Origin of the sequence: Hydrogenophaga sp., from assembly GCF_011390835.1 — a bacterium.
Taxonomy (GTDB): Bacteria; Pseudomonadota; Gammaproteobacteria; order Burkholderiales; family Burkholderiaceae_C; genus Hydrogenophaga.
Window position 1 is genome coordinate 57,325 of the sequence record NZ_JAABRQ010000014.1, and the last position, 25,774, is coordinate 83,098.

A 25,774-nucleotide genomic window follows, 5' to 3' on the forward strand; every position below is an offset into this window, starting at 1 on the left:
AGCGTCCTAGGGAAAGAAATTTTCAGATCGACGTGTCTTCGTCCAGCGCACGCCGCAGAACCGGCTCCGCCGGGCTGCTGGCGTGGCCCCCCCATCGAGGGGAAGGCGCGAAGCGACGCAGAGGGGCATCTCAGGTACACGGCGTAGGGGTAGTCATCGCTACACAGCGGTCCAGCCGCCCTCGACAAAAAACTGCTGCCCCGTCGAGTACGCCGAAGCATCGGACACCAAGTAGATCATCATGCCCACCATGTCCTCTGGCTTGGCCATGCGGCCCAGCGGGGTGCGCGCGACGTAGCGGCGAACAAACTCTGGGTCGTGGTTGTTTTGCACTCCACCAGGCACCAGCGTGTTGACCCGGATGCCTTTCTCTCCCCAGTAGGTGGCGAGCCAGCGCGTGAGGCCGTGCACGCCGGCCTTGGCCGCCGCGTAGCTGGGCAGGGAATTGAATTTCATGCCTTCGTATATACGGTGGTCGGGTCCGACCACGCCATAGGTGCTCGACACGTTGACCAGGCTACCGCCTCCACCCTGGAGCATGGCCTTGCCGCCTTCGCGGGCCACCAGATAGACACCGGTGAGGTTGACGCGGATCGCCTGCTCCCACACCGCCAGGGTGGAGTCTTCAAACGACGTGAACACAGCGCCCTGGCGCATCAGGTGTTCGCCAGTGGCCGCCGCGTTGTTGAGCACCGCATCAACACGTCCGAATTTCTTCAGCACGGTCTGGAACAGCTCCACCACATCGGCCTCCACGCCCACGTCGCAGACGATGCCCCACGCGCCTGGGCCTTGAGGCGACTTGACCGCCCGGGCCTTGGCCACCGGATCGGCGGCGGCCAGATCGGCCATCACCACCTGGGCGCCATGTTCGGCCAGCCCCTGGCAATAGGCCGAGCCCAGCAGACCAGTACCACCGGTCACCACCACCACCTTGCCGGTCAGATCAAATCGTTGTGTCATGTCGTGTCCTGAGTTGGGTTTCAGGTGGGCAGGCCAAGGCGCTTGCGCATCAGGTACTCCACCAGCTCAAAGTCGAATTCGCTGTCGATATCCAGGCTCTTGGCCGAACCGATGTCGTAACCCTGCGTGCGGCCCGAGAGCAAGCCGGTGCCGCGCCGCAGGTAGTCGGGCGAGAGCACATAGATGGAGGCCACATGCTCCACCACCTTGGGCGCGTCCTGCCGCCGCACGATGGGCTTGGGTAGTTGCTTGCAGATGCGAAGGCTGCCGCCTTCGTCCACCTCCAGCATGTTGAAGTAAGGATTCTTGCGCGCCTCGCAGACGGTGAAGACGGCGTCCACATCGGCGGTTTGAAACTGCGCAATGGCCCTAGAAATGTCGGCCACCTCGCGCAGCGGTGAGGTGCAATCCAGGTCCACAAAGAGGTCAATCGGGTCGCCAGCAAAGTGAGCGTCGGTGGCGGCCAGCGCGTGCTGCCACACCTCCCACTTGCCCGCGGTGTCGTTGGCGAGCTCGGCGGGGCGCATGAAAGGCACGTGAGCTCCGGCCTGGCGCGACACCTCGGCAATCGCTTCGCTGTCGGTGGACACCACCACGCGCTTGATTTCCGGGCAGGCCAGTGCTTGCTCGATGCTCCAGGCGATCAGGGGTTTGCCCAGCAAGGGGCGGAAGTTTTTGCCGGCAACGCCTTTGGAGCCGCCTCGCGCACCGATGAAGCAGGTGATGTTCATGTCAGTCGATCTTTCAAGGGGTCACATCTTCGGGGCGAACACAGCGCCGCTCTCGGTCGGACTGGTGAGCCGCGAGCGCGATGCGCAGCACCGACACCGCGTCGGCCAACGAGGACGACGCAGGTAAGCTCGGCTTTTCAATGCGCTGCAGAAAATGCGCCATGTGGTCGCGAAACAAGGTGTTGCGCTCAAAACCTTCAGGCACGCGGTGCACCACCTCGGGCGCTGCGCCGGCGCGGGTGAGCGACACCGTACCGGCCGCGTAATCCCAGGTCAGCACGCCGTGGCGACCCACCAGCTCCATCTCACGCCCATAGCCTGGACGCACATAGTCCAGATGCACCTGAGCCAGCACGCCAGAGGCCATGCGCAAGCCGATCTGGGCGATGCCTTCTGTCTCGATCTCCAGCGCCGGCACGACGCGGGTCATGGCACTCGCATCGACTACCGGGCCGACCAGCCAGTGAACCAGATCGAGCTCGTGCACCAGATCAAAAATCACACCGCCACCCTGTGCGCGAAAGGCGCCATAGCCCTGGCGGTGGTCGGTACCAGGCCGCCAGTCGGGTAGCCACTGGCCTACCGCCGCGCGCACATGCATCAGCTCACCCAAGGCACCGCTGGCCAGGTGCGTCTGCATCCAGCGCAGATTGGGGTGATGCCGCAGCATGAAGCCAGCTTCCACCACTGTGCCCCGCTCGGCCACGGCATCCACCAGATGCTGAACCTGAGCCAGCGAAGCGGCCAGCGGCTTTTCGATGAAGAGGTGTTTGCCGTGGCGAGCGGCCTGCAACGCAACGGGCAGGTGCTGATCGGTGCGGTTGGCGACGACGACAGCCTGCACGTCCGAGGCCAGCGCCTGGTTCAGGTCGAGCACGCGTTGCACGCGTGCATCGTCAAACACCGATCCGCTCTGCGCTGCACCCGAGGCCAGCCGGTAGCTGTACGCTCGGACCTGCACCCCCAAAGCCAGCAGATTGGCGATGTGTCGCTTGCCGATGGAGCCGGTGCCGACAACCAGAATGTTCATGCAGGGGAGGTGATTTCAGAGCGAGGATCGGTGGGACAACGGCGGCGTCGAACCCAGGGCCTTACTATACTGGCCCGAGCCCCCCGCCCGCATGCCAGACACCCCGCACGATCCACGCCCGCCCTTGCGGCGATTTCCCCCCAGCCGGCGCATGGCGGGGCTCATTGCGCTCTACCAGCTGCTGTGGCATTCGCTGCTGCCCGTGGTCTTTCTGTTCCTCTGGCGCCGCGGGCGGCGCGAGCCGCTCTACCGGCAATTCTGGGGCGAGCGGTTTGGCAACACCCACACCCCGCTGCACCGTCCGCTGTGGGTCCACTCGGCGTCCATGGGCGAGCTGCGAGGCGCTGCCCCGCTGGTGCGCGCGCTGCTAGCCGAAGGCCTGTCCATCGTGATCACCACACTTACGCCGGCGGGCCGCACGGCGGCACAGCAGCTGTTCGACGAACCCATTGCACAAGGCCGGCTGGCCGTGGCGTATCTGCCGCTGGAGCTGGGCTGGGCGGTGCGCCGCTTCATCCGCCAGGTGAATCCGCGCGCGGCGGTCATGACCGAGATCGACACCTGGCCGGTGCTGCTCGCCACGCTGCGCACCCAAGGTGTGCCCTTGGCCATGGCCAATGCGCAGTACCCGAAAGAAAGCTTCATCCGAGACAGGAAGCGCTGGTGGGGGTTTCGCGCCGCGCTATTCCAGGCCTACGAGCTGGTGCTGTGCAAGTCGGACACCCATGCCCAGAGGTTTCGTCAGCTGGGTTGTGAGCGTGTGGTGATCGCCGGGGAAACGCGCTTTGATCTGCCTGCCTCGCCACAGCAACTCCATGCTGCCAGCGAACTCTCGCGACAGTGGGGGCTGGCCACCCACACGCCAAGTGGGCGACCCGTCGTGTGTTTTGCCAGTGTGGTGGTGGGCGAGGACGCCACTTTTGTCAGCACCATGCAGACCATCCGCCAAGCACTGGCCAAGCAGTCAGCGACTCCGCCGCTGTTCGTCTGCGTGCCGCGCAGCCCACAGCGTTTTGACGAGAGCGAGCGGTTGCTGGCAGAAGCGGGCTTGCGTGTGGTTCGGCGCAGCGCCTGTCTCGATGCAGCGTTTCAGCCAGACGAGAACCTGAAGATGGCGGATGTCGATGTCTTGCTCGGCGACTCGCTGGGCGAGATGTACTTTTACCTCGCGCTGTCGCAGGTGGTGGTGGTCGGCGGGTCCTTTGTGGACACCGGCGCACACAACGTGATCGAACCGCTGGCGCTCAAGAAGCCGGTGATGGTGGGGCCCAGCATCTGGGGCATTGAGTATCCTGGCGCTGAAGCATTGGCTGCTGGGGTGTTGCAGCAGCACGCCGACGCGAACCGCCTGGCGCAGGCGCTGTTGTCGCTACTGACTTCACCGCAGGCCTATGCACAGGCGACGGCCGGTGCAGCGGCATTTTTTGCCGAACACGGCGGCGCCACCGACAAGCACATGGCCACGTTGATGCCCTGGCTGCAGGAGCGCGCACCATGAGCCGTCGACCCCTGGCCTTGCGCGCCTATCTGCGCCTGGCACGGGCACTGGCGCCGGTCTGGCACCGGGGCCTGCAGCACCGCCTATTGCGCGGCAAGGAAACAGCGGCCAGCATCCAGCAAAAACTGGCGCTGCAGATGCCTCCACGCCCCGACGGTCCGCTGGTCTGGGGCCATGCGGTGGGCGTGGGCGAGTCCATGGCACTCGCCGGCCTGTTCCACCGTCTCGGTATAGAGCGCCCCGATCTCCATTTTCTCATCACCACCACCGCGCGCACCTCGGGCGACGCCTTGCAACGGCAGGGGCTTCCGCCGCGCTGTCAGCACCAGTTCGCCCCGGTGGACACGCCCGAGGCCACGGCGCGCTTCATGGCGCACTGGCACCCCCGCCTTGCGCTGTGGTGCGAGATGGACCTATGGCCCGCGCTGATTGCAGCCGCTGACGATGCCGGAGTGCCTCGCGTGCTGGTGAATGCACGCTTGTCAGAGAAGTCGCTGGCCAAACGGCGCTGGGGCCGGTGGGTTTACCAGGCGCTGCTGCCCGGGTTCACCGACGTGTTTGTGCAAAACAGCGAATCGGCGCGTGGCCTGCAAGCACTCGGGGCTCAGCCCGAGTCCATCACCGTGAGCGGCACCATCAAGACGATGTCGCCACCGCTTACCTGCAACGCGGCCGAGCTGGCGCGCTGGCAACGTGCGTTGGGCCAGCGTCCGCGGTGGCTACTCGCCTCCAGCCACCCAGGCGAAGAAGCACTGGCGCTGGCGGCCCACGCCCAGCTGCGCGAGCTTGCACCCGACGCCCTGCTCATCATCGTCCCGCGCGTGCCTATCCGCGGCACCGAGGTGGCTGCCCTGTGTCCGCCCGGCTCGCCGCAACGCAGCCAGGGCGCCAGCCTGGCAAACGAAACGCCGGTGTACATCGCCGACACCATCGGCGAACTCGGCCTGTGGTATCGGCTGGCGCCTGTGGCGCTGGTCGGCGGATCGCTGGCGGCAGTCGGCGGCCACAACCCCCACGAACCTCTGGCGCTGGGCTGCGCCGTGTTGCACGGCCCCCAGGTGTGGAACTTCAGCGAGAGCTACACCGCGCTGGACGAACAAGGCCTGAGCCAACGCGTGGGCGATGTCGCCGAGATCGCGAAAGCCGTGCAAGCCGCTTGGCTCTCACCGCGACAGCGCGAGGATAGACGCCCGAAAGACGAGCAGGCAGAGGCATTGCTGACTCGCTTGTTGTCGCATCTCTCTTAGCGCTTCAGCTTGACCCAGACAGAAGGTTCAGAAGAAAGGGGGGGAGTTAGCCCAGGGCACCGCGGAAGCGGCTTTGCCGAGCGGCCAATGCCCCCCCTTTAGAGGGTCGTGCGAAACGCGGCGGAGGTGGGCCTAATCTCAGTGCGCGGCGCTGCCCACCACTGCGTCGGGCTTGACCTGCAACAGCAGCGCCAGCATCACCGCCTCGATGCGGTGCAGGGCCTCGGGCGTGTGCCCTTCGAAGCGCAGCACCAGCACCGGTGTGGTGTTGGATGCGCGGATCAGACCGAAGCCATCCGGCCAGTCCACACGCACGCCGTCGATGGTGGACACCTTGGCGGGTAAAGCGAACGCCGGATAAGTGGCCGACAGTTCAACCAGCTTTTCGACCACGGCGTGCGGTTCGCCCTCCGCGCAGGCCACATTGAGTTCGGGTGTGCTGTGGCTGGTGGGAAGGGCGTTGAGCACGGCATTGGCGTCGGGGCTGCGGCTCAGGATTTCCAGCAGGCGCGCGCCGGCGTAGCTGCCATCGTCGAAGCCGTACCAGCGTTCCTTGAAAAAGATGTGGCCACTCATCTCGCCGCCGAGCGGGCTGTCCAGTTCCTTCATGCGCGCCTTGATCAGCGAGTGGCCGGTCTTGTACACATGCGCGACACCACCCGCTGCCTCGATCGCCGGCGCCAGGCGCTGCGAACACTTCACATCGAAGAGGATGTTGCCGCCGGGCACGCGCGACAGCACGTCTTGAGCAAACAGAATCATCTGCCGGTCAGGGTAGATGTTCTGACCGTCGCGCGTGACGATGCCCAGGCGGTCGCCGTCGCCATCAAAGGCCAGACCCAGCTCGGCGTCAGTCTCACGCAACATGCGAATGAGGTCTTGCAGGTTTTCGGGTTTGCTCGGGTCCGGATGGTGATTCGGGAACTCCCCGTCGACTTCGCTGAAGAGCTCGATCACTTCACAACCCAGGGCCCGGAACAGCGCAGGCGCAGACGCGCCTGCCACGCCGTTGCCGCAGTCCATCACGATCTTCATGGGCCGGCTCAGCTTGACGTCGCCCGTGATTCGGTCGCGGTACTCGTCTGACACATCCACGTGCCGGACCTGGCCGCCCTCGGCGCGCTGATGCGATTCGGTCTCCATCGTGCGGCGCAGCGCCTGAATGTCGTCACCGTAGATGGCGCGACCAGCCAGCACCATCTTGAAGCCGTTGTAGTCCTTGGGGTTGTGGCTACCGGTGACCTGGATACCGCTCTGGCAGAGGGTATTGGCAGCAAAGTACAGCATGGGCGTGGTCGCCATACCGATATCGATTACATCGATGCCTGCGGCCACCAGCCCGCGGATCAAGGCCGCGGAGAGCGCCGGTCCGCTGAGCCGGCCATCGCGGCCGACCGCTACGGCCTGCTCACCCAGGCGCCGGGCCTCGGTGCCAAACGCCAGGCCCAGTGCTTCGGCCACGTCCTCGTTCACGGTGCTAGGGACAACACCCCGGATGTCATAGGCCTTGAAGATCGAAGCGGCAACTTGCATGAAACGGTTTCCCTGAAGAACATAGGTGACAAACATTGTAGGGATGACCCTGCGCTCAGCGAGTGAGGCAAAAGTCCGGAAACGGCCAGTCAGATCGCGGCCTTCCACGTAACATGCACGCCATGGATCACGCCGCACGACACGCTGACGAAGTCCGCTACCGGGCGCTGGCGGCGCATGACGCGCGTTTTGATGGTCGGTTTTTTGTGGGTGTCACCTCCACCGGCATCTACTGCCGACCAGTCTGCCGGGTGCGCTTGCCGCGGCGCGAGAACTGCCGTTTCTTTGACCACGCGGCGCAGGCCGAAGGCGCCGGATTCCGCCCCTGTCTGCGCTGCCGGCCCGAACTGGCCCCGCTGGACCGTCACTGGTCCAACCAGGACGCCTGCAGCATCCTGGTGCGCGAGGCCACGAAGCTGCTGGACGCACCCGCCAGCTGGGCCCTCCCAGACTGCGGCTCTCCCTTGCTTGCGCTGGCTCAGCGCCTGGGGGTGAGCGACCGGCATCTGCGCCGCGCCTTCGAGCATGACCTCGGCGTGTCGCCGCTGCAATACCTGCAGACGCGCCGGTTGCTGGCCGCCAAGCAGCTGCTGGCTGACACCCGCCTGTCGGTGCATCAGGTGGCTCAGATGAGCGGTTTCGGCAGCGTGCGCCGCTTCAATGCCGCGTTCCAGGCCCGCTACGGGCTGAGCCCGAGGCAATTGCGGCCGACCCCGCGCAGCAAGGCATTGGCCCCGACCGACCGCACCACCTGCACCGCCCGTCTCGGTTGGCGCCCGCCCTACGATGAGGGCGCCATGCTGGCCTTTCTGGCGACGCGGCAATTGCCCGGCGTGGAGCGGGTCGACAGCGTTGCGCGCCTGTATGCCCGCACCTTCTCTCTCAGCATCGACGGGGCATCTCACACCGGCTGGCTGCAAGCGCACTTCAAGCCCGAGGCGAACGAAGTGACGCTGGAACTCAGTGCTGGCTTGCAGGCCGCAATACCCCACGTGCTGTGGCGCGTGCGCGCCATGTTCGACCTTGACGCCGATCCACAGGCCATCAACGCCAGCTTACACCGTGATTTCCCCGCCTGTGATGGCCTGCGCGTGCCGGGCTGCATGGACGGCTTCGAGCTCGCGGTGCGCGCCGTGCTCGGCCAGCAGATCACGGTCGCCGCTGCGCGTACCCTCGCAGCCCGCCTTATCGAGCGCTTCGGTGAAGCGCTGATCACGCCTGTTCCGCAATTGACCCGCCTCTTCCCCGCCCCACAGGCCCTGGCGCAAGCCGATCCCGCCGAAATGGGCGCGCTCGGCATCGTGCGCCAGCGTCAGGCGGCCATCCAGGCGCTAGCGCGTGCGGTCTGCGACGGCTCGCTCGACCTGAGCGATCAGGCCGACATCCCGGCGTCCGTGCAAGCCTTGCAGCAGTTGCCTGGCATTGGCCCGTGGACCGCGCAGTACATCGCCCTGCGCGCGCTGCGCTGGCCCGATGCATGGCCTCCGGGCGATGTGGCGGTGCACGCCGCGCTGGGCCTGTCGCCGCTGCGCGGTCGCTTGGCCGAGCAGGCCGCCGCGCTCCAAGCCGCCGCCTGGCAACCGTGGCGCGGCTATGCCGTCATCCGCGCGTGGGCAGGTTGCCACCGATCTGCCCACGCCCCCTCTTCCGAAAGCGAGTCGCCATGAAACTGCCTCATACCCTGGCCTGCACCACCGTGGCTTCGCCACTGGGCCCGCTGCTGCTGGCCGGCAGCGAACAAGGCCTGGCGGGTCTGTGGTTTGACGATCAGCAACACCAGCCTGATGCCCAGATCGTCGCCAACTGGACCATCGATGCAGACCACCCACTGTTGCGCCGGGCAGCGCTGCAGCTCAGCGCCTATTTCAACGGTGAGGCCAACACCTTCGACCTGCCGCTGGACCTGTCAGCCGGTACGGCGTTTCAGCAAGCCGTGTGGCGCGCGCTGTTGACCATTCCCTACGGCCAGACCGCCAGCTACGGTCAGATCGCGCAAGCCTGCGGGCGCGCCAGCGCGGTGCGGGCGGTGGGCGCCGCCATTGGACGCAACCCGGTCGGCATCGTGGTGCCCTGCCACCGCGTGCTGGGCGCTGACGGCCAGCTCAACGGCTACGCCGGTGGCTTGCCACGCAAATCGGCCTTGTTGACCCTGGAGGGCGGGCGCATCAATGCGCTGGCTCAATAGCATCAGTGAGTCGTCTCTGACGAGCACCCGACCCCGCATACTCTGCGCATGTCACCCACCCTGATCGCCGAATTCTGTCTGCTCGCCGCCCTTTGGGGCGCCTCCTTCATGTTCATGCGGCTGGGAGCTGCCGAGTTTGGTGCACTACCCACCGCCGGCCTGCGCGTGGGACTGGCTGCGATGTTCCTGCTCCCGGTGTTCCTGGTGCGTGGCGTGTGGACCGACTTCCGCCGCCGTGCCCGGCCCATCCTGCTGGTCGGCCTGCTCAATTCGGCGTTGCCGTTCGCGTTCTTCTCGTTTGCGGTGCTGCACATCAACACGGGCCTCACCGCCATCCTCAACGCCACCGTGCCGCTTTCCGGTGCCGTGGTGGCCTGGTTGTGGCTGAAAGACCGGCCGGGTGGCTCGCGCGCGCTGGGCCTGGGAATCGGGTTTCTGGGCGTAACGCTGCTGGTGTTGGGCAAGTCGGGCGTGGCCCCGGTCGGGTCACTGGCGGGTGGCAACACGACCATCAGCCTGCTGGCCATGGGGGCCTGCCTGCTCGCCACGCTTTGCTACGGCGTGGCCGCGAGCTTCACCAAACGCCACTTGGCCGGCGCTCATCCGCTGGCCACCGCTGCGGGCAGCCAGCTCGGGGCTACCCTCGGGCTGGCCCTGCCCACGCTGTGGCTGTGGCCGACCCAAGGCGTGAGCTCCACAGCCTGGCTAGCTGTGTCCGCGGTGGCGCTGTTCTGCACCGCGGTGGCCTACATCCTGTTCTTTCACATCATCGAACAGGCCGGCCCGTCCAAGGCCTTGACGGTGACGTTTCTGGTGCCAGTGTTTGCGCTGATCTACGGCGTGTGGTTTCTGGACGAGAGCATCACCGGCTGGACCCTGCTTTGCGGTGCGGTGATCATTGTCGGCACGGCGCTATCGACCGGGCTGGTGAACATCCGCACAGTGGTTCGTGCTCGCTGATACAGCAGTCTCGCGAGAATCCCTTGGCCAACGATCCCATCGCGAACGCGCAACAAAAAACCGCCCAATCTTGCGACGGGGCGGCTTCTGCATGCTTGGCGGAGTGGACGGGGCTCGAACCCGCGACCCCCGGCGTGACAGGCCGGTATTCTAACCAACTGAACTACCACTCCGCAGTGGTGAGGCTTTCGCCTGATGCCTTTCGGCGCCAGACCAAGTGCCACAAACTTGGCGACCCTACGGGGATTCGAACCCCGGTACTCACCGTGAAAGGGTGATGTCCTAGGCCTCTAGACGATAGGGTCAAAACCTTGGAACTTCCGAGTCGAGCATTGTAGCAGTGCGGTATGCAGTTGCTTCTCGGCCCGGCTGTCAAATTGTGGTGGAGGTAAGCGGGATCGAACCGCTGACCTCTTGCATGCCATGCAAGCGCTCTCCCAGCTGAGCTATACCCCCACAGGGATTGCTGATCGGCGCCGGATCGTCACCAATCCGCTGCATTTCAGCAAGCCTCAAATTATAGGACATTTTTTCAGGCGATCCGCAGCCGTTGCAAAACAGTTTCGCGATTGTGCAACGCCAGCACCGCATCCAGCGAGGGCGTCTGCGCGGTGCCCATGAGCAGCACGCGCACCGGCATCGCCAGTTGTGGCATCTTGAGCCCATGCGCAGTGATCGCGGCCTTGATGGCGGCAGACAGACTGGCTTTGTCCCAGGCACAGTCACCGAGCTGAGTCGCTAGCGCCTGTATCGCTGGCTTCACTGCATCGGTCACGTGTTGGGTGAGCTCATCGGCGTTCGGGGTGACCGGCGCGTAAAAAGCACTCGCCCAAAGCGCCAGCGCCACCGTGGTGTCGCAGCGGTCCTTGAACAGGCCACAGATGGCGGGCAAGCGGTCATCGGCTTTGATGCCTGCTTTGGCCAGTTGCTCGGCCACCAGGGTGCTGAGCGCACCATCGTCCATGGCCTTGAGGTGCTGGGCGTTGACCCAGCGCAGCTTGGCTTCGTCGAACTGCGCCGCACTGCGGCCCAGGTGGTCGAGGTTGAACCAGTCGAGAAACTGCGCGCGGCTGAAGATTTCGTCGTCACCATGACTCCAACCCAGGCGCGCCAGGTAGTTCACCATGGCATCGGGCAAGTAACCTTCGTCGCGGTACTGCGTCACAGGTTTGGCGCCGTTGCGCTTGGACATCTTGGACACGTGCTTTTCGCCCTGCTCGTCCACGGTCTCGGTCATCACCGTGGGCAGGTGCGCGTAGATGGGTGGCTCTTGGCCCAGCGCGCGAAAGATGTTGATTTGGCGCGGCGTGTTGTTCACGTGGTCGTCGCCGCGGATGACGTGGGTGATGGCCATGTCGATGTCGTCCACCACCACGCAGAAGTTGTAGGTCGGCGTGCCGTCGGGCCGCGCGATCACCAGATCGTCGAGCTCGTCGTTGCGGATCTCGATCAGGCCCTTGACCTTGTCTTCCCAGGCCACCACACCGCCCTGCGGATTCTTGAAGCGCAGCACGGGCTTCACGCCTTCAGGTACAGGGGGCAGGACCTTGTCCGGCTCGGGTCGCCAGGCACCGTCGTAGCGCGGCTTTTCCTTGGCAGCCATCTGGCGCTCGCGCAGAGCGTCAAGCTCAGCCATGCTCATGTAGCAGGGGTAGACGTGACCGGCTGCGACCATTTCCGCCAGCACGGCCTTGTAACGATCCATGCGCTGCATCTGGTAGAACGGCCCCTCGTCATGGTCCAACCCCAGCCAGCGCATGCCTTCGATGATCACGTCCACCGCCGCCTGAGACGAGCGCTCCAGATCGGTGTCTTCGATGCGCAGGATGAACACGCCGCCATTGGCGCGGGCAAACGCCCAGGGGTACAGCGCCGAGCGGATGTTGCCCAGGTGAATGAAGCCAGTTGGAGATGGTGCGAAGCGGGTGCGGACGGTGGACATGTTCAAAGCAATGAGAGACCGCGATCGAGGTCGGCCGTGATGTCGTCGAGGTGTTCCAGGCCAACGGCCACCCGGATAAGGCCCTGGTTCAAACCTGCGGCCTGGCGCTGCTGTTCCGTCAGGCGGCCATGGGAGGTGCTGGCCGGGTGCGCCACCAGGGTCTTGGTGTCACCGAGGTTGGTGGACAACGACAGCAGCTGCATCGAATCGAGCACCTGAAATGCACAAGCGCGAGCCTGTTGAGGATCGCCCGCCTTGATCTCGAACGACAGCACCGCACCGCCACTACCCGATTGCTGGGCCATGGCCAGCGCATGCTGCGAATGGCTAGCGAGACCGGGGTAAAACACACGCGCCACTTTCGGGTGATCCTGCAACCAGTTCGCGAGGCTGAGCGCACGGGCCGACTGGGCCCGCATGCGGATGTCCAGCGTCTCCAGACCCTTGAGCACCACCCAGGCATTGAAGGGGGAGAGCGTCATGCCGGCGCTTTTGAGCACCGGCAGAAAGGTCTTGGTGACCAGCGCTTCGCTGGCGCACAGCGCACCGGCCATGACGCGGCCTTGGCCGTCGAGGTACTTGGTGCCGGAGTGCATCACAAGGTCGGCACCGTGGTCCATGGGCCGCTGCAAGGCAGGTGTGGCAAAGCAGTTGTCCACGCACAGCAGCGCGCTGGCGTTGTGCGCAATGTCAGCCAAGGCCTGGATGTCGCACACCTCGGTGAGCGGGTTGGTGGGGGTCTCGGCAAACAGCAGCCGGGTACTGGGCTGGACGGCGGCACGCCAGGCGGCCACGTCGGTCTGCGACACGAAACTGGACGACACGCCAAATTTCGCCAAATCGGTGCCAATCAGCTTGATGGTGGAGCCAAACATGGACTGCGAGCAAACCACATGGTCGCCCGCCTTGAGCAGGCCCATGCACATCATCAGGATGGCCGACATGCCCGAGGCGGTGGAGATGCAGGCCTCGCTGCCTTCCAAGGCTGCCAGGCGCCGCTCGAAGCTGGCCACCGTGGGATTGCCGTAGCGGCCATAGGTGTAGCCGTCCTCATCGCCAGCAAAACGGCGCGCCGCCGCTTCGGCCGAAGGCTGCACGTACCCGCTGGTGAGGAACAAGGCCTCAGAGTTTTCGCCGTACTGGCTGCGCTCCGAAGCTTCGCGCACTGCCAGAGTGTCGCGATGAAGCGAGGGTGTCGGGCTGCGCCCGCTGGACTGGTCGCTCATGACAGACACTGCCCTCGGTCAGGCCGACGCCGCATTGGGCAGGGCTAGGCGCGAGCTGTCTTCTTCGCCCTCCTCAGCCTGATCACGGCCGTGATTCAGGCTGGCGATGTGCTCGGGCGTGATATCACCGGTGACATAGACGCCATCGAAACAGGAGGCATCAAAGCCGGACAGCGCGGGATTCAGCGAGCCGATGGCCTGCTTCATGCCGGCCACATCCTGGTAGATCAGCGCGTCGCAGCCGATGACGGCGCGCACCTCTTCCACCGTGCGGTCATGCGCCACCAGCTCGTTGGGCGTGGGCATGTCGATACCGTAAACGTTGGGAAAGCGAACCGGTGGCGCCGCACTCGCGAGGAACACCTTGCGCGCACCAGCGTCGCGCGCCATCTGCACGATCTCGCGGCTGGTCGTGCCGCGCACGATGGAGTCGTCCACCAGCAGCACATTGCGACCCTTGAACTCGCTGACGATCACGTTGAGCTTCTGGCGCACCGACTTCTTGCGCACACCCTGGCCCGGCATGATGAAGGTACGGCCCACGTAGCGATTCTTGACGAAGCCCTCTCGGTACGGCAGGCCCAGCAGCTTGGCGAGCTCCATGGCGCTGGGGCGCGAGGACTCGGGGATGGGGATGACGACGTCGATCTCGTTGGGTGGCAACGTCGATACCACGCGTTTGGCCAGGGTCTTGCCCAGGTTCAGGCGTGCCTGGTAGACCGAAATGCCATCGAGCACCGAGTCGGGACGCGCCAGGTACACGTACTCAAATATGCAGGGGTTGTGGCTGACCTTGTCGGCACATTGCTGGAACAGCATCTGGCCATCGTTGGCGACAAATACCGCCTCACCCGGCAACACATCGCGCAGCAAGTCAAAGCCCGTGCCCTCCAGCGCCACCGACTCGCTGGCCACCATCACGCCAGCCTCACCCTGACCGACACACAGAGGTCGGATGCCGTACGGGTCGCGGAAGGCGAGCAAGCCATGGCCAGCGATGAGCGCGATCACGGCGTAAGAGCCCCGCACACGCTGGTGCACATTGCGCACCGCGGCAAACACCTCGGCTGGCTTGAGCACCATGCCGCGCGAGACTTTCTCCAGCTCGTGCGCCAGCACATTGAGCAGCACCTCGGAGTCGCTGTCGGTGTTGATGTGCCGGTGGTCAGCCTGGAACAGCTCCTGCTTGAGTGCGTGGGCGTTGGTCAGGTTGCCGTTGTGCACCAGCACGATGCCAAACGGCGCATTCACATAGAACGGCTGCGCCTCTTCCTCGCTGTAGGCGTTGCCCGCCGTGGGGTAGCGCACCTGGCCGAGCCCACTCGCACCCGGCAGGGCACGCATGTTGCGGGTGCGGAACACGTCGCGCACCATGCCCTTGGCCTTGTGCATGAAAAACTTGCGGTCCAGCTCGGTCACGATGCCCGCTGCGTCCTGCCCGCGATGCTGCAGCAGCAGCAAGGCGTCGTAAATCAACTGATTGACCGGCGCCTGGCTGACCACGCCCACGATTCCACACATGTTCAGATCCTCAAAGAGAAAAGCCAGGGTTCAAGGCAGATGACGCGACACCGCGTCGGGCAACAGGGGCTTCAAGGTATGCAGCGAAGCGTTCAGCGTTTGCGCCACCGGTGAAGCTCGCCAACCCGCTTGCGCGCTGGGCGGCAGCATGCTCATCACCAGCGTGACGCCGAGCAGGATCACCAACCCGCGCAACACGCCAAACACCCCCCCCCAGCACCCGATCGACCGGCCGCAAGCCCACCGACTCGACCATTTTTTTGATCAGCCACGACAGCAGACCGGCCGCAAACGCCACTGCGATGAACACCGCGGCAAAGCCTGCCGCCAGACGCAGCGGCGGCGCTGCACCGTCCATCGGCAGCAACATCCCGACCGGTTCGGCCCAGGCCTGCGCCAGCACGAAGGCCAGCACCCATCCTGCGACCGACAGCACTTCGTACACCAATCCGCGCCACAGCCCCACCAGGGCAGAGACCAGCAGCACCGCGAGCAAGGCCCAGTCGACCCAGCTCATGCGACACGCTTTCGTCCATGTGCTGCACTCATCACAGCGTGAGAATGGCTGCGGGCAACCCCAGCGCTTTGACGCGGGCAGCCACCTTCTCGGCCTCGGCACGGCTGGCAAACGGGCCAACGCGAACCCGGATGCGCTGGCCGTCGGCCGTGTTGGCGACATGGGTGTAAGTCTTGAGGCCAGCGCGCTCCAGCTTTTGGCGCACTTCTCGCGCGCCCGACGCTTCAGCAAACGCCCCCACCTGCACCACCAGGCGCTCGCCGGTGGCCGCAGGCATATCGGGTATCTTGCCTTCCAGCAAGGCCCTGGCCCGATCGGCATCGGCGCTCGGCGCCGACTTGGCCGCGGGCTTGGGTGCCGCTGGCGCCTCGGCTTTCGGCGTCGGCTCATCTGCTTTTTTCGCCTCGATCTTGGGCTCGACCTTGGCGGCTGGCTTGGGTTCAGGCGGGGTCGGATCCACCACCTCTTCTCGCGCGCCCAGACTTTCATTGGCACTCAGACTGGGTGCTGCCGGTGGCGCCTCGGCGGCTTTCTTGGCAGCGGCCAGCGCAGGTGGCGCGTTCTTGGCGGGAATCTCGATCGGAATATCGACCGAAATCGGCCGCGGCTCGGTGTCGAACAGCAGGGGAAAACCGATCACGCCGATCAACACGAGGACCGCAGCACCAATGAGGCGATGCCGGGCACGTCGGCGGACGGCCTCGACGCTCTGGGGCTGAGGCTGAGCGGCTTTACCGGATGCGCTGGAGCGGGGAGCAAACATGGGGACGATTGAGTTGCCGCGCGAGCGGGTCGCGGCCGGCAGCGCTGAGGCGAAAAGGCGATCAGGAGGACAGGTGTTTGGCCTGGAGCCGGGGCACGCCGTCCTGCAAAACACCCCCCACCGTGTGGAACGATCCAAAGACTACGATTCTATCAGCGGGGTCCGCGCCGGACACGGCTGCCTGCAGGGCGTCCTGGGGGTTGCTGTACAGGCCGGCCACGGTGCTGCAGCGGGCCAGACCCGGCGCTGGGCTGGCCTCGACGATGGGCGCCAGCGCCGCGGCTTTGGCGGCCCGCGCCAACGGCAGGTCGGTGAGGTGCCAGCGGTCGATCAGCGGGCTGATGCGCGCCAGCATGGCTGGCAAGTCCTTGTCGGCCATGGCGCCGAACACGGCGTGGGTGGTCGGGTAAAAGCCCATCGCATCCAGGTTTTCGGCCAGCGCGGCCACCGAATGCGGGTTGTGCGCCACATCCAGCACCAGGGTCGGCGTGCCTGGCACGATCTGAAAGCGACCCGGCAACTCCACCATGGCCAGCCCGTTTCGCACCGCCTGGGCGGTCACCGGCAGGTGGCCGCGAAGGGCCTCGATCGCGGCCAGCGCGCCAGCCGCATTGACCAGCTGGTTGGCGCCTCGCAGCGCCGGATAGGCCAGTCCGCTGTAGCGGCGGGCGCCGTGCGACGGGTGCATGGCCCAGCCCCATTGCTGCTGGTCGCCCGCAAAATGGAAGTCTTGGCCGATGCGCCAGAGCTGCGCACCCACCTCCAGCGCCCGGTCCAGCACGCTTTGCGGCGGAACCGGGTCGCTCACCACGACCGGACGGCCGGTGCGCATGATGCCCGCCTTCTCGTAGCCGATGGCCTCGCGGTCAGGCCCCAGGTACTCCATGTGGTCCAGCGCAATGCAGGTGATGACAGCGCAATCGGTGTCGATCACGTTGACTGCGTCCAGCCGCCCGCCCAGGCCCACCTCCAGGATCGCCACGTCCAGCACGCTGCGCGACAGGGTGCGCAGAATGGCCAGCGTGGTGAACTCGAAGTAGGTCAGGCTGACCTCGGCCTCGTCCGCCCCCCCCAGGCGCGCCGCGTCCACCTCGGCAAACGCCGGCAGCAGCTCGCTGGCAGCCACCGCCTCGCCACCAATCCGGCAGCGCTCCTCGAAGTGCACCAGGTGCGGCGAGGTGTAGACCCCGGTGCGAAAGCCCGCCTCACCGTACACCGCCTCCAGCATCGCGCAGGTCGAGCCTTTGCCGTTGGTGCCAGCCACCGTGATCACCGGGCAGCCCATCCCCAGCCCCATGCGGCGGGCCACCAGTTGCACCCGCTCCAGCCCCATGTCGATCTGCTTGGGATGCAGCTGCTCGCAGCGAGCAAGCCATTCGGGCAGGGTGGTGGGGTGGGTCGGCAGCGGGATGTTGAGCATGCATCGATTCTCCCATTGCGCTCGAAGCTCGCGCGGGCTTGGGAGACAATTGCCCCATGATTCACGTCTACGGCATCCCCAACTGCGACACTGTCAAGAAGGCACGCGCATGGCTGAATGAACAGGGCGCCGCGCACAGCTTTCACGACTTCAAGAAACAAGGTGTGCCCGAAGCGGCGCTCGACCGCTGGCTGGCCGAGGTGGGCTGGGAGACATTGGTCAACCGCAAGGGAACGACCTGGCGCAAACTGGATGAATCCGAACGCCAGGCCGTGGTGGACGCCGCCAGCGCCCGCGCCCTCATGCTCGGTCATGGCAGCGTGATCAAGCGCCCGGTGGTGGAATGGGGCCCGGCGGTGACCGTGGGCTTTGACGCGGCAGACTGGCAGCGCCGGGTGTGAGCTCAGGCGAGCGGCCCGACCGAAGAGCCTGCGCGCCGGCGCCGCCTAAAATGGGCGGTTAGCCCTGTTTGCCCCCCCCACACATGACCATCACCTCCCAGATCGACGGGGTTTCCGTCACCACCCAGGCCAGCATCTATTTCGACGGCAAGTGCGTCAGCCACGGCATCACGCTGGCGGATGGCAGCAAAAAGTCCGTCGGCGTGGTGCTGCCCGCTGCGCTCACCTTTGGCACCACCGCGCCCGAAATCATGGAGTGTGTGGCGGGTGGCTGTGAATACAAACTGGCTGGCAGCAACACCTGGCACCGCATCGGCCCCGGTGACCGCTTCAGCGTGCCCGGCCAATCGAGCTTCGACATCCGCGTGAGCGAGGCTTTTCACTACATCTGCCACTACGGCTGACCCTCAGCCGCTGCGGCGGTTGCTTCCCTGCACTCTTATGGCCACCATTCTTCAAAACCTGCCTCTGAATCAAAAAGTCGGTATCGCCTTCTCCGGCGGTCTGGACACCAGCGCCGCCCTGCTCTGGATGAAACAGAAAGGCGCTATCCCCTACGCCTACACCGCCAACCTGGGCCAGCCCGACGAGCCGGACTACGATGAAATCCCGCGCAAAGCCCTGCAATACGGCGCCGAAAAAGCGCGCTTGATCGACTGCCGCACCCAGCTCGCGCACGAAGGCATTGCAGCGCTGCAATGTGGCGCCTTCCACATCACCACCGCCGGCGTGACCTACTTCAACACCACGCCGCTGGGCCGCGCCGTGACCGGCACCATGCTGGTCTCGGCCATGAAAGAAGACGACGTCAACATCTGGGGCGATGGCAGCACCTACAAGGGCAACGACATAGAGCGCTTCTACCGCTACGGACTGCTGACCAATCCGAGCCTGCAAATCTACAAGCCCTGGCTCGACCAGCTGTTCATCGACGAGCTCGGTGGCCGCGCCGAGATGAGCGCCTTCATGACCGCCAACGGATTTGGCTACAAGATGAGCGCCGAAAAGGCCTACAGCACCGACAGCAACATGCTGGGTGCCACGCACGAAGCCAAGGACCTGGAACACCTGAACACCGGCATCGGCATCGTCAACCCCATCATGGGCGTGGCGTTCTGGAAAGACGAGGTTGAGGTCAAGCGCGAAACCGTCACCGTGCGCTTCGAAGAAGGCCAACCCGTGGCCTTGAATGGCAAAACCTTCGACTCACCGGTGGAGCTGATCCTGGAGGCCAATCGCATCGGCGGGCGCCATGGCCTGGGCATGAGCGACCAGATCGAGAACCGCATCATCGAAGCCAAGAGCCGAGGCATCTACGAAGCGCCCGGCCTGGCCCTGCTGTTCATCGCCTACGAGCGCCTGGTCACTGGCATCCACAACGAAGACACCATCGAGCAGTACCGCATCAACGGCCTGCGCCTGGGCCGCCTGCTTTACCAGGGCCGCTGGTTCGACCCGCAGGCCATCATGCTGCGCGAAACCGCGCAGCGCTGGGTGGCGCGCGCCGTCACCGGTGAGGTCACGATCGAACTGCGCCGAGGCAACGACTACTCGCTGCTCAACACCGACAGCCCCAACCTGACCTACCACCCCGAGCGGCTGAGCATGGAAAAGGTCGCTGGCAGCTTCACGCCGCAGGACCGCATCGGCCAGCTCACCATGCGCAACCTCGACATTGTGGACACCCGCGCCAAGCTGGGCATTTATGCCAAGAGCGGTCTGTTGTCGCTGGGCGAAGGCGCCGAGATGCTGCGCCTGGAAGGCGAGCAAAAGAGCTGAACGGCTGAACGGCCTGACACCTGAAAAAGGCCGCTGATTCCAGCGGCCTTTTTCGCTTCACACCACGACCGGCTCGGGCTCCAGCAGGATGCCGAAGCGCTCGTACACACTGGTCTGGATGGCCTTGGCCAGTGTCATCACCTCGCCGCCGGTACATGGCTGCTCAGGCCCGCCCTTGTTCACCAGAACAAGCGCCTGTTTTTCGTACACCGCCGCGTTGCCCACGCTCTTGCCTTTCCAGCCGCAGGCGTCGATCAGCCAGCCCGCCGCCAGCTTGATGCTGCCGTCAGGCATGGGGTAGTGCACCACCTTGGGATCGCGCGCGATGATGTCGGCGCACTGCTCAAGTGTCACGGTCGGGTTCTTGAAGAAGCTGCCGGCATTGCCGATGAAGGCCGGGTCGGGCAGCTTGGCGCGACGGATGGCGACCACCCAGTCGAAGATCTGCTGCGCGCTGGGCGAGTGGTTCCCAGTCTCTGCCATCTTGCGCTCAAGGTCCATGTAACCGAGCACCGGTTTCCACGGCTTGGGCAACAGAAAACGCACCCGCGTGATCAGCGCCCGACCCGCCAGACCGAAGCTGCGCTCGTCCGATGGGGCATGTTTGAACACCGAGTCGCGGTACCCAAAGCCGCATTGCGCAGCGTCCAGCGTGAAAGCCTGCCCGGTCTGCAGATCCACCGCGTCTAGCGAGTGAAAACGGTCTTGCAGCTCGACACCATAGGCACCGATGTTCTGCACCGGCGATGCGCCGACCGAGCCCGGGATCAGCGCCAGGTTTTCCAGCCCTGGCCAGCCCTGGTCCAGCGTCCAGGTCACGAAGTCATGCCAGTTTTCGCCCGCGCCGCCCTCCACTACCCAGGCTTTGTCGGTTTCTTCCACAAGACGTCGACCGGCAATTTCTACCTTGAGCACCAGAGCCTTGATGTCGCCCGTGATCACCAGGTTGCTGCCGCCGCCCAGCACAAACGGCGGAGCTTCTGAGCGCGCCTGTGCCCAGACTTCACTCGCCATAAGCGCAGTCAGGTCGTCAGTCTGACGGATGCGCGTGAGCTTTTTGGCGCGCGCCGCGATGCCAAAGCTGTTGTATCGCTGAAGGGCGACCTGGTTCTCGACTAACATGTTTCCATTGTCTCACTCAGCCTATCGGGAAACCTGACCATGCCCTCTTTTGACACCGTTCTCGAAGCCGATTTTGTCGAAGTGAAAAACGCCGTTGACCAGGTGACCCGCGAGGTGGGCACGCGCTTCGATTTCAAGGGCACCAGCGCTGGCATCGAACTCAAGGACAAGGAAATCACCCTGTTCGGTGATGCCGATTTCCAACTCCAGCAGGTGGAAGAAGTGTTGCGCAACAAGCTTACCAAGCGCGGCGTGGACGCGCGCTTTCTCGATGTGGGCAAGGTCGAGAAAATCGGTGGCGACAAAGTCAAGCAGGTGGTGAAGGTCAAGAACGGCATCAGCACCGAAGACGGCAAGAAGATCCAGCAAGCGCTCAAGGCAAGCAAGCTCAAGGTGCAGGGCGCCATCCAGGGCGACGCGGTGCGCGTCACCGGTGCCAAACGGGACGACCTGCAGGCGGCGATGGCGCTGATCCGCAGCGAACTCAAGGACCTTCCACTGTCGTTCGACAACTTCAGGGATTAGATGACTCCCCCTGCGCCGCCTGCGGCGTCACCCCCCGGGGGGGGCGGCGCTGGCGGGTCGGTGAAGCCGGACCTGCGGCGCCGTGGGAATGAAACACTTCATGAGCAAACGGATCCTTCTTGCGGCTCTATTCGCACTCACCCTGATGGGTGCGCAGGCTCAATCGGTCGCGCTGTCGGGCGTGGCGGGTGGCAAAGCCTTGTTGACGGTGGATGCGTCGGCGCCACGTTTTCTGAGCCCTGGGCAGACGCATCAAGGTGTGAAGCTGCTGGCCACTCAGGGTGAGTCGGCCACCGTGGAAGTAAACGGTCAGAAACAGACGTTGCGGGTGGGTGACGCGCCGGTCAGCGTCGGGCGCAGCGGCTCAGCGGCTGGCGCCCAGCGCGTGGTGCTCACAGCAGACGGGCTGGGCCACTTCCTGCCGCCGGGCCAGATCAATGGCCGCGCCGTGCAGTTCATGGTCGACACCGGGGCCTCGCAGGTCATCCTGAGCGAGTCGGATGCGCGGCGCATCGATCTCAAGTTTGAACAAGGCCAGCTGGTGCGAGTGAGTACTGCCAACGGCAACACCACGGGCTACAGCGTGCGGCTGTCCAGCGTGAAGGTGGGCGACGTGCTGGCCTACGACGTGGCTGCCATCGTGTTGCCCCTGGCCATGCCGTATGTGTTGCTGGGCAACAGTTTTCTCACGCGTTTCCAGATGCAGCGCACCAACGATCAGCTGACCCTCGAAAAACGCTAGCGCAGGTGGCCCGAGCGAGAAGGGCCTTCATCTCAGGGCGCCGCGAGTCCGGCTCTGCCGACCCGCCAGCACTGCCCTCCCCCCGGTGGTGACGCGAAGCGGCGTGGGGAGGTCAAACCGCAGCAGTCACCACGATCTCGATCCGCCACGTCGGGTCGGCCAGTGCCGCCTGCACGGTGGCGCGCGGGGGAGCTGCCCCCGGCACTACCCAGGCATCCCAGACTTCGTTCATTGCCGCGATGTCCCGGATGTCGGTCAGGTAGATTTCGGCCCGCAGGATGCGCGACTTGTCGCAGCCCGCTTCCTTCAGGCGCTGCGCCACCTGAGCCAGAACGTCCTGTGTCTGCCCCCGGATATCGGTGTCGCCCCGCTCGGGCACCATGCCCGCGAGGAAAACCATGCCATTGAACACCGCGGCCTCGCTGTAGCGGGCGGCCATGCCGTGGCGGGTGATGTCCTGGGTCATGATTTTTTAGCTCCCAGGCGGCTTTCTTTGCCGGCCAGCAGCCGGTTTATGTTGTCGGCGTGGCGCCAGACCAGCAGTACGCCCATTGCCGCCAGGCTAACCACCATGGCACTGGGTGCGTCCCAGGCGACGCGGTGTCCAAACAAATAAAACGCAGGTGCAAACAGCGCGGTCACGATGGATGCCAGCGACGAATAGCGGAAAAAGAACGCGACGATGGCCCAGGTGGCCAGCGCGGCCAGCCCAAGCCAGGGCTCGAAGCCGACAATGACGCCTGCCGCGGTGGCCACACCTTTGCCGCCTTGAAAGCGGAAGAACACCGGATACAGATGACCCAGAAACGCGGCCAGCCCGACCAGCGCCACCGTACCATCCCCCAGTCCCCAGGCCTCGCCCCACCACTTCACCGCCACCACCGGCAGCCAGCCCTTGAGCGCATCGAGCAGCAGCGTGATGACCGCCGCCGGCTTGCTGCCCGAGCGCAGCACGTTGGTGGCGCCGGGATTCTTGCTGCCATAGGTTCGCGGATCGTTCAGACCCATGACACGGCTCACCAGCACCGCAAACGACAGCGATCCAATCAGGTAGGCGACCAGGGTGGCGACCAGCGGGGCAAGAAATTCCAACTCAGACTCCTCTTGTCGTGATGATGTGGCGACGCAGCTCTCGCGTCACGCCACCCTATTCTGCCAGCGCACACTGCACAGGCCGAGCGCCCAGCGCGCCGCTCAGCACGGCCGGATCAAGCCCCACCAGGAAGCCGCGTCGCCCGCCATTGATCCAGATGCGCGGCAATGCCAGCACCGACGATTCAACCCAGACCGGCATCTCGCGCTTGAGACCAAAGGGCGACGTGCCGCCGACTAGGTAACCGCTGTGCCGGTTGGCCACGTCGGGCTTGCAGGGTTCGATGGACTTGACCCCGGTCTGGCGCGCGAGGTTCTTGGTCGACACGCTGCGGTTGCCATGCATCAGAATCACCAGCGGCCTCCCGGACTCGTCCTGCATCACCAGCGTCTTGACCACCGCAAACGGGTCCAGCCCCAGCACCTGCGCGCTGTGCTGCGCGCCGCCGTGCTCCAGGTACTCGTAGGGATGCTCGGTGAACACCACGCCCTGCACCTTGAGCCAGGCGGTGGCGGGCGTTTCACTCACATGGGCTTTCTTGGCCAACTAGATGCTCCGCGAACCTTGCCTTCTTTCAGAACGCCGATGATCCGGCTCCGCCGGTCGGCCAGCGTCACCCCCCCCGGGGGGTGACGGCGAAGCCGGCACGGGGGGGACTTTTGCTCACTGTGCGGGATCGCGGAGCTCCCACCGAACCTGATCGATCTCGGTGAGCATCTCAGGTGACAAAGGGGTGTCCCAGGCGTCCAGGCAGTCGTCCAGCTGCTCCATAGAGGTCACGCCGATGATCGTGCTGGCCACGCGCCAGTTGCTGTAGCAGAAAGCCAGTGCGAGTCGTGTAGGCGTCATGCCGTGGTCGCGAGCCAGCACGTTGTAGCGGCGGGAAGCGACCAGCGCCTCCGGGCGGCCCCAGCGCTGCTTTCGCATGGACTCGTACAAAGCCAGTCGCCCCACATCGCCCACCAGCCCTGACTCGTCGTACTTGCCAGTGAGCAAACCAAAGCCCAGCGGCGAATAGGCCAGCAGCGACACACCGAGCCGGTGACAGGTTTCGTCCAGACCGTTTTCATAGCTGCGGTTGATCAGGCAATAGGGGTTTTGGATCGTGTCCACCCGCGGCAGGCCATGCTGCTCGGCCAGCCGCACGAACTCGTGCACGCCATAAGACGATTCGTTGGACAGGCCAATGGCGCGCACCTTGCCCGCTTTCACGAGCTTGTGCATGGCTTCAAGCTGCTCGTGCACCGAGGCACACGGCTTGTCTTTGCTGGGGTCAAAACTGAGCTGGCCGAACGCCGGCACGTTGCGCGCCGGCCAATGAATCTGATAGAGGTCGATCACGTCGGTCTGCAAACGCCGAAGGCTGGCGTCGCAGGCGTTGACGATCTCGGCCTCGGTGAGGCCAGAGGTCTCGCCGCGAATCCACGGCATACCCCGCGACGGGCCCGCGACCTTGGTGGCAAGCACCAGCTTCTGGCGGGCGCTCGGCGTCTTCTTGAACCAGTTGCCCAGGATGGTTTCCGTGGCACCACAGGTCTCCGCCCGCGCCGGCACCGCATACATCTCGGCAGTGTCGAGGAAATTCACGCCTCGCTCCAGCGCGCGGTCGAGGATCTGGTGAGCCAGGGTTTCGTTCACTTGTTCGCCAAAGGTCATGGTGCCCAGGCAAATGGGGGTGACACGCAGGGCTGAGGCGCCAAGAGCTATGGTTTTCATGAAAGTCTTTGTAACAAATGGGGATGGATGCGGTACGGCTTCACGATTGATCGCCAGTTTAGGCTTCAATGAGGAACGTCGGCGTCGCGTTCGTGTCCTAATAAAGTATGCAAAGTGCCAAGCGCTGCATGTTCCCGTCACAACATTTCTTGAGGAGTCTTCCATGAAAACACGCTTCACTTCTACCCTTACCCTGTCGGCGGTGGCCGTTGCCCTGACGCTCGGCGGCTGCGCCAACATGAGCCAAACACAGCAGGACTCCGCCAAGGGGGCGGGGATCGGCGCCCTGGCGGGCGTCCTGCTCGGCGGCGCCACTGGCGGCTCCAAGGGCGCGGCCCAGGGCGCGGTGCTGGGCGCTGGCGCCGGCGCTTTGGGCGGCTACATCTGGTCGCAGAAGATGCAGGAGCAGAAAGCCGCGATGGAAGCAGCTACCGCTGGCACCGGCGTGGGCGTGAGTCAGACCGCCGACAACCGCCTCAAACTCGACATCCCGAGCGACATCTCGTTCGACGTCGGTCGTTCGGCCATCAAGTCCAACCTTGCGGGCGTACTCAACCAGTTCGCCACCACGCTCAACAGCAACCCCGGGACGCAGATCACCATCATCGGCCACACCGACAGTAGCGGGAGCGATGCCATCAACAATCCGCTGTCGCTGGACCGCGCCAACAGCGCGCGCGACTATTTGATCGCCCGTGGCGTGGCGGTGACCCGCTTCACCACCCAAGGTCGTGGTTCGAGTGAGCCGGTCGCCGACAACAGCACCTCGGATGGGCGCGCCAAGAACCGTCGTGTGGAGATCTACGTGGCCGAGCCGGTGTCGACCGCACAGCGGTAATTTCGAGCGGGAGGCGCGCAAC

The 25,774-nt window shown here is 65.0% G+C and carries 26 protein-coding genes and 3 tRNA genes; 11 read left to right on the top strand and 18 right to left on the bottom strand.

Going from position 1 to position 25,774, the window contains the following annotated elements; all coding sequences use genetic code 11:
* Positions 1-159: 159 nt before the first annotated feature.
* The 3 genes from GPT34_RS10070 to GPT34_RS10080 are packed head-to-tail and all read right to left on the bottom strand — an operon-like array spanning position 160 to position 2,724.
* Positions 160-963, bottom strand: coding sequence for an SDR family oxidoreductase (locus tag GPT34_RS10070; RefSeq protein WP_291011764.1), 804 nt, complete (start codon positions 961-963; stop codon positions 160-162).
* A 20-nt stretch (positions 964-983) separates the two neighbouring features.
* Complete coding sequence (locus GPT34_RS10075) at positions 984-1,694, bottom strand: acylneuraminate cytidylyltransferase family protein (protein WP_291011767.1); 711 nt, start codon at positions 1,692-1,694, stop codon at positions 984-986.
* 13 nt (positions 1,695-1,707) lie between these two features.
* Positions 1,708-2,724, bottom strand: a complete 1,017-nt coding sequence (locus GPT34_RS10080) for a Gfo/Idh/MocA family oxidoreductase (protein WP_291011770.1) — start codon at positions 2,722-2,724, stop codon at positions 1,708-1,710.
* A gap of 91 nt (positions 2,725-2,815) precedes the next feature.
* Between GPT34_RS10080 and GPT34_RS10085 the strand changes: the two genes are divergently transcribed.
* Both GPT34_RS10085 and GPT34_RS10090 read left to right on the top strand, forming a co-directional pair.
* A complete protein-coding gene (locus GPT34_RS10085) occupies positions 2,816-4,222 on the top strand; it encodes a glycosyltransferase N-terminal domain-containing protein (protein WP_291011772.1) in 1,407 nt (468 codons plus the stop codon).
* On the top strand, positions 4,219-5,469 hold the full coding sequence (locus tag GPT34_RS10090) for a glycosyltransferase N-terminal domain-containing protein (protein ID WP_291011774.1): 1,251 nt from the start codon (positions 4,219-4,221) through the stop codon (positions 5,467-5,469). The genes GPT34_RS10085 and GPT34_RS10090 overlap by 4 nt, the downstream gene beginning before the upstream one ends.
* Before the next feature lie 138 nt (positions 5,470-5,607).
* On the opposite strand, the gene GPT34_RS10095 is transcribed toward GPT34_RS10090, so the two are convergent.
* Entirely contained in the window at positions 5,608-7,002 is a 1,395-nt protein-coding gene (locus GPT34_RS10095) for a phosphomannomutase/phosphoglucomutase (RefSeq protein WP_291011776.1), read from the bottom strand.
* 122 nt (positions 7,003-7,124) lie between these two features.
* Here GPT34_RS10095 and GPT34_RS10100 point away from each other — a divergent pair, with 122 nt between their 5' ends.
* From GPT34_RS10100 to GPT34_RS10110, 3 genes are read left to right on the top strand one after another with little or no spacing between them, the layout of a single operon-like run.
* A complete protein-coding gene (locus GPT34_RS10100) occupies positions 7,125-8,669 on the top strand; it encodes an AlkA N-terminal domain-containing protein (RefSeq protein WP_291011779.1) in 1,545 nt (514 codons plus the stop codon).
* Positions 8,666-9,187, top strand: a complete 522-nt coding sequence (locus tag GPT34_RS10105; protein ID WP_291011782.1) for a methylated-DNA--[protein]-cysteine S-methyltransferase — start codon at positions 8,666-8,668, stop codon at positions 9,185-9,187. The genes GPT34_RS10100 and GPT34_RS10105 overlap by 4 nt, the downstream gene beginning before the upstream one ends.
* A 48-nt stretch (positions 9,188-9,235) precedes the next feature.
* Complete coding sequence (locus tag GPT34_RS10110; protein ID WP_291011785.1) at positions 9,236-10,147, top strand: DMT family transporter; 912 nt, start codon at positions 9,236-9,238, stop codon at positions 10,145-10,147.
* A gap of 96 nt (positions 10,148-10,243) precedes the next feature.
* On the opposite strand, the gene GPT34_RS10115 is transcribed toward GPT34_RS10110, so the two are convergent.
* The 9 genes from GPT34_RS10115 to folC all read right to left on the bottom strand — a co-directional run bounded on the left by GPT34_RS10115 (position 10,244) and on the right by folC (position 17,536).
* Positions 10,244-10,320: transfer RNA gene (locus tag GPT34_RS10115), tRNA-Asp, on the bottom strand.
* Between the two features lie 56 nt (positions 10,321-10,376).
* A tRNA-Glu gene (locus GPT34_RS10120) sits at positions 10,377-10,452 on the bottom strand.
* A gap of 75 nt (positions 10,453-10,527) precedes the next feature.
* Positions 10,528-10,603 (bottom strand) — tRNA-Ala (locus GPT34_RS10125).
* Between the two features lie 76 nt (positions 10,604-10,679).
* Positions 10,680-12,089: a glutamate--tRNA ligase gene (gene gltX / locus GPT34_RS10130; RefSeq protein ID WP_291011787.1), complete on the bottom strand. Its 1,410-nt coding sequence runs from the start codon at positions 12,087-12,089 to the stop codon at positions 10,680-10,682.
* A 2-nt stretch (positions 12,090-12,091) separates the two neighbouring features.
* Positions 12,092-13,315 (bottom strand): O-succinylhomoserine sulfhydrylase, encoded by a 1,224-nt coding sequence (locus GPT34_RS10135; protein ID WP_291011788.1) that lies wholly within the window; start codon positions 13,313-13,315, stop codon positions 12,092-12,094.
* An 18-nt stretch (positions 13,316-13,333) separates the two neighbouring features.
* Positions 13,334-14,836, bottom strand: coding sequence for an amidophosphoribosyltransferase (purF, locus tag GPT34_RS10140; protein WP_291011790.1), 1,503 nt, complete (start codon positions 14,834-14,836; stop codon positions 13,334-13,336).
* Between the two features lie 10 nt (positions 14,837-14,846).
* On the bottom strand, positions 14,847-15,353 hold the full coding sequence (locus GPT34_RS10145; protein ID WP_363356715.1) for a CvpA family protein: 507 nt from the start codon (positions 15,351-15,353) through the stop codon (positions 14,847-14,849).
* 31 nt (positions 15,354-15,384) lie between these two features.
* Complete coding sequence (locus GPT34_RS10150; RefSeq protein ID WP_291011792.1) at positions 15,385-16,116, bottom strand: SPOR domain-containing protein; 732 nt, start codon at positions 16,114-16,116, stop codon at positions 15,385-15,387.
* A gap of 61 nt (positions 16,117-16,177) precedes the next feature.
* Positions 16,178-17,536: a bifunctional tetrahydrofolate synthase/dihydrofolate synthase gene (folC, locus tag GPT34_RS10155; protein ID WP_291011794.1), complete on the bottom strand. Its 1,359-nt coding sequence runs from the start codon at positions 17,534-17,536 to the stop codon at positions 16,178-16,180.
* 56 nt (positions 17,537-17,592) lie between these two features.
* On the opposite strand from folC, the gene GPT34_RS10160 reads away from it, so the two are divergent.
* The 3 genes from GPT34_RS10160 to argG all read left to right on the top strand — a co-directional run bounded on the left by GPT34_RS10160 (position 17,593) and on the right by argG (position 19,716).
* On the top strand, positions 17,593-17,937 hold the full coding sequence (locus GPT34_RS10160; RefSeq protein ID WP_291011796.1) for an ArsC family reductase: 345 nt from the start codon (positions 17,593-17,595) through the stop codon (positions 17,935-17,937).
* A gap of 83 nt (positions 17,938-18,020) precedes the next feature.
* Positions 18,021-18,341: a pyrimidine/purine nucleoside phosphorylase gene (locus GPT34_RS10165; RefSeq protein ID WP_291011798.1), complete on the top strand. Its 321-nt coding sequence runs from the start codon at positions 18,021-18,023 to the stop codon at positions 18,339-18,341.
* 37 nt (positions 18,342-18,378) lie between these two features.
* The gene (argG, locus tag GPT34_RS10170; protein WP_291011801.1) at positions 18,379-19,716 is read left to right on the top strand and encodes an argininosuccinate synthase; all 1,338 of its coding nucleotides are present in this window, start codon (positions 18,379-18,381) and stop codon (positions 19,714-19,716) included.
* Between the two features lie 57 nt (positions 19,717-19,773).
* Here argG and murB read toward each other — a convergent pair whose 3' ends face one another.
* On the bottom strand, positions 19,774-20,838 hold the full coding sequence (gene murB / locus GPT34_RS10175; protein ID WP_291011803.1) for a UDP-N-acetylmuramate dehydrogenase: 1,065 nt from the start codon (positions 20,836-20,838) through the stop codon (positions 19,774-19,776).
* 39 nt (positions 20,839-20,877) lie between these two features.
* Between murB and GPT34_RS10180 the strand changes: the two genes are divergently transcribed.
* Positions 20,878-21,363: a YajQ family cyclic di-GMP-binding protein gene (locus tag GPT34_RS10180; protein ID WP_291011806.1), complete on the top strand. Its 486-nt coding sequence runs from the start codon at positions 20,878-20,880 to the stop codon at positions 21,361-21,363.
* Between the two features lie 100 nt (positions 21,364-21,463).
* Entirely contained in the window at positions 21,464-22,105 is a 642-nt protein-coding gene (locus GPT34_RS10185) for a retropepsin-like aspartic protease (RefSeq protein ID WP_291011809.1), read from the top strand.
* A 112-nt stretch (positions 22,106-22,217) separates the two neighbouring features.
* Here GPT34_RS10185 and GPT34_RS10190 read toward each other — a convergent pair whose 3' ends face one another.
* The 4 genes from GPT34_RS10190 to GPT34_RS10205 form a co-directional block, all read right to left on the bottom strand.
* Positions 22,218-22,571: a RidA family protein gene (locus tag GPT34_RS10190; RefSeq protein WP_291011811.1), complete on the bottom strand. Its 354-nt coding sequence runs from the start codon at positions 22,569-22,571 to the stop codon at positions 22,218-22,220.
* On the bottom strand, positions 22,568-23,197 hold the full coding sequence (plsY, locus tag GPT34_RS10195) for a glycerol-3-phosphate 1-O-acyltransferase PlsY (RefSeq protein WP_291011813.1): 630 nt from the start codon (positions 23,195-23,197) through the stop codon (positions 22,568-22,570). The genes GPT34_RS10190 and plsY overlap by 4 nt, the downstream gene beginning before the upstream one ends.
* Positions 23,198-23,252: 55 nt before the next feature.
* Positions 23,253-23,744, bottom strand: a complete 492-nt coding sequence (locus GPT34_RS10200; protein ID WP_291011815.1) for an aminoacyl-tRNA deacylase — start codon at positions 23,742-23,744, stop codon at positions 23,253-23,255.
* 117 nt (positions 23,745-23,861) lie between these two features.
* Positions 23,862-24,914: an aldo/keto reductase gene (locus GPT34_RS10205; RefSeq protein ID WP_291011817.1), complete on the bottom strand. Its 1,053-nt coding sequence runs from the start codon at positions 24,912-24,914 to the stop codon at positions 23,862-23,864.
* Between the two features lie 163 nt (positions 24,915-25,077).
* On the opposite strand from GPT34_RS10205, the gene GPT34_RS10210 reads away from it, so the two are divergent.
* On the top strand, positions 25,078-25,752 hold the full coding sequence (locus GPT34_RS10210) for an OmpA family protein (RefSeq protein WP_291011818.1): 675 nt from the start codon (positions 25,078-25,080) through the stop codon (positions 25,750-25,752).
* Positions 25,753-25,774 lie beyond the last annotated feature (22 nt).

What these genes read in the sequence shown, in the direction of transcription:
- GPT34_RS10070 (WP_291011764.1), bottom strand. Translation starts at nt 963, where the DNA reads ATGACACAACGATTTGATCTGACCGGCAAGGTGGTGGTGGTGACCGGT.
- GPT34_RS10075 (WP_291011767.1), bottom strand. Translation starts at nt 1,694, where the DNA reads ATGAACATCACCTGCTTCATCGGTGCGCGAGGCGGCTCCAAAGGCGTT.
- GPT34_RS10080 (WP_291011770.1), bottom strand. Translation starts at nt 2,724, where the DNA reads ATGAACATTCTGGTTGTCGGCACCGGCTCCATCGGCAAGCGACACATC.
- GPT34_RS10085 (WP_291011772.1), top strand. Translation starts at nt 2,816, where the DNA reads ATGCCAGACACCCCGCACGATCCACGCCCGCCCTTGCGGCGATTTCCC.
- GPT34_RS10090 (WP_291011774.1), top strand. Translation starts at nt 4,219, where the DNA reads ATGAGCCGTCGACCCCTGGCCTTGCGCGCCTATCTGCGCCTGGCACGG.
- GPT34_RS10095 (WP_291011776.1), bottom strand. Translation starts at nt 7,002, where the DNA reads ATGCAAGTTGCCGCTTCGATCTTCAAGGCCTATGACATCCGGGGTGTT.
- GPT34_RS10100 (WP_291011779.1), top strand. Translation starts at nt 7,125, where the DNA reads ATGGATCACGCCGCACGACACGCTGACGAAGTCCGCTACCGGGCGCTG.
- GPT34_RS10105 (WP_291011782.1), top strand. Translation starts at nt 8,666, where the DNA reads ATGAAACTGCCTCATACCCTGGCCTGCACCACCGTGGCTTCGCCACTG.
- GPT34_RS10110 (WP_291011785.1), top strand. Translation starts at nt 9,236, where the DNA reads ATGTCACCCACCCTGATCGCCGAATTCTGTCTGCTCGCCGCCCTTTGG.
- gltX (WP_291011787.1), bottom strand. Translation starts at nt 12,089, where the DNA reads ATGTCCACCGTCCGCACCCGCTTCGCACCATCTCCAACTGGCTTCATT.
- GPT34_RS10135 (WP_291011788.1), bottom strand. Translation starts at nt 13,315, where the DNA reads ATGAGCGACCAGTCCAGCGGGCGCAGCCCGACACCCTCGCTTCATCGC.
- purF (WP_291011790.1), bottom strand. Translation starts at nt 14,836, where the DNA reads ATGTGTGGAATCGTGGGCGTGGTCAGCCAGGCGCCGGTCAATCAGTTG.
- GPT34_RS10145 (WP_363356715.1), bottom strand. Translation starts at nt 15,353, where the DNA reads ATGAGCTGGGTCGACTGGGCCTTGCTCGCGGTGCTGCTGGTCTCTGCC.
- GPT34_RS10150 (WP_291011792.1), bottom strand. Translation starts at nt 16,116, where the DNA reads ATGTTTGCTCCCCGCTCCAGCGCATCCGGTAAAGCCGCTCAGCCTCAG.
- folC (WP_291011794.1), bottom strand. Translation starts at nt 17,536, where the DNA reads ATGCTCAACATCCCGCTGCCGACCCACCCCACCACCCTGCCCGAATGG.
- GPT34_RS10160 (WP_291011796.1), top strand. Translation starts at nt 17,593, where the DNA reads ATGATTCACGTCTACGGCATCCCCAACTGCGACACTGTCAAGAAGGCA.
- GPT34_RS10165 (WP_291011798.1), top strand. Translation starts at nt 18,021, where the DNA reads ATGACCATCACCTCCCAGATCGACGGGGTTTCCGTCACCACCCAGGCC.
- argG (WP_291011801.1), top strand. Translation starts at nt 18,379, where the DNA reads ATGGCCACCATTCTTCAAAACCTGCCTCTGAATCAAAAAGTCGGTATC.
- murB (WP_291011803.1), bottom strand. Translation starts at nt 20,838, where the DNA reads ATGTTAGTCGAGAACCAGGTCGCCCTTCAGCGATACAACAGCTTTGGC.
- GPT34_RS10180 (WP_291011806.1), top strand. Translation starts at nt 20,878, where the DNA reads ATGCCCTCTTTTGACACCGTTCTCGAAGCCGATTTTGTCGAAGTGAAA.
- GPT34_RS10185 (WP_291011809.1), top strand. Translation starts at nt 21,464, where the DNA reads ATGAGCAAACGGATCCTTCTTGCGGCTCTATTCGCACTCACCCTGATG.
- GPT34_RS10190 (WP_291011811.1), bottom strand. Translation starts at nt 22,571, where the DNA reads ATGACCCAGGACATCACCCGCCACGGCATGGCCGCCCGCTACAGCGAG.
- GPT34_RS10205 (WP_291011817.1), bottom strand. Translation starts at nt 24,914, where the DNA reads ATGAAAACCATAGCTCTTGGCGCCTCAGCCCTGCGTGTCACCCCCATT.
- GPT34_RS10210 (WP_291011818.1), top strand. Translation starts at nt 25,078, where the DNA reads ATGAAAACACGCTTCACTTCTACCCTTACCCTGTCGGCGGTGGCCGTT.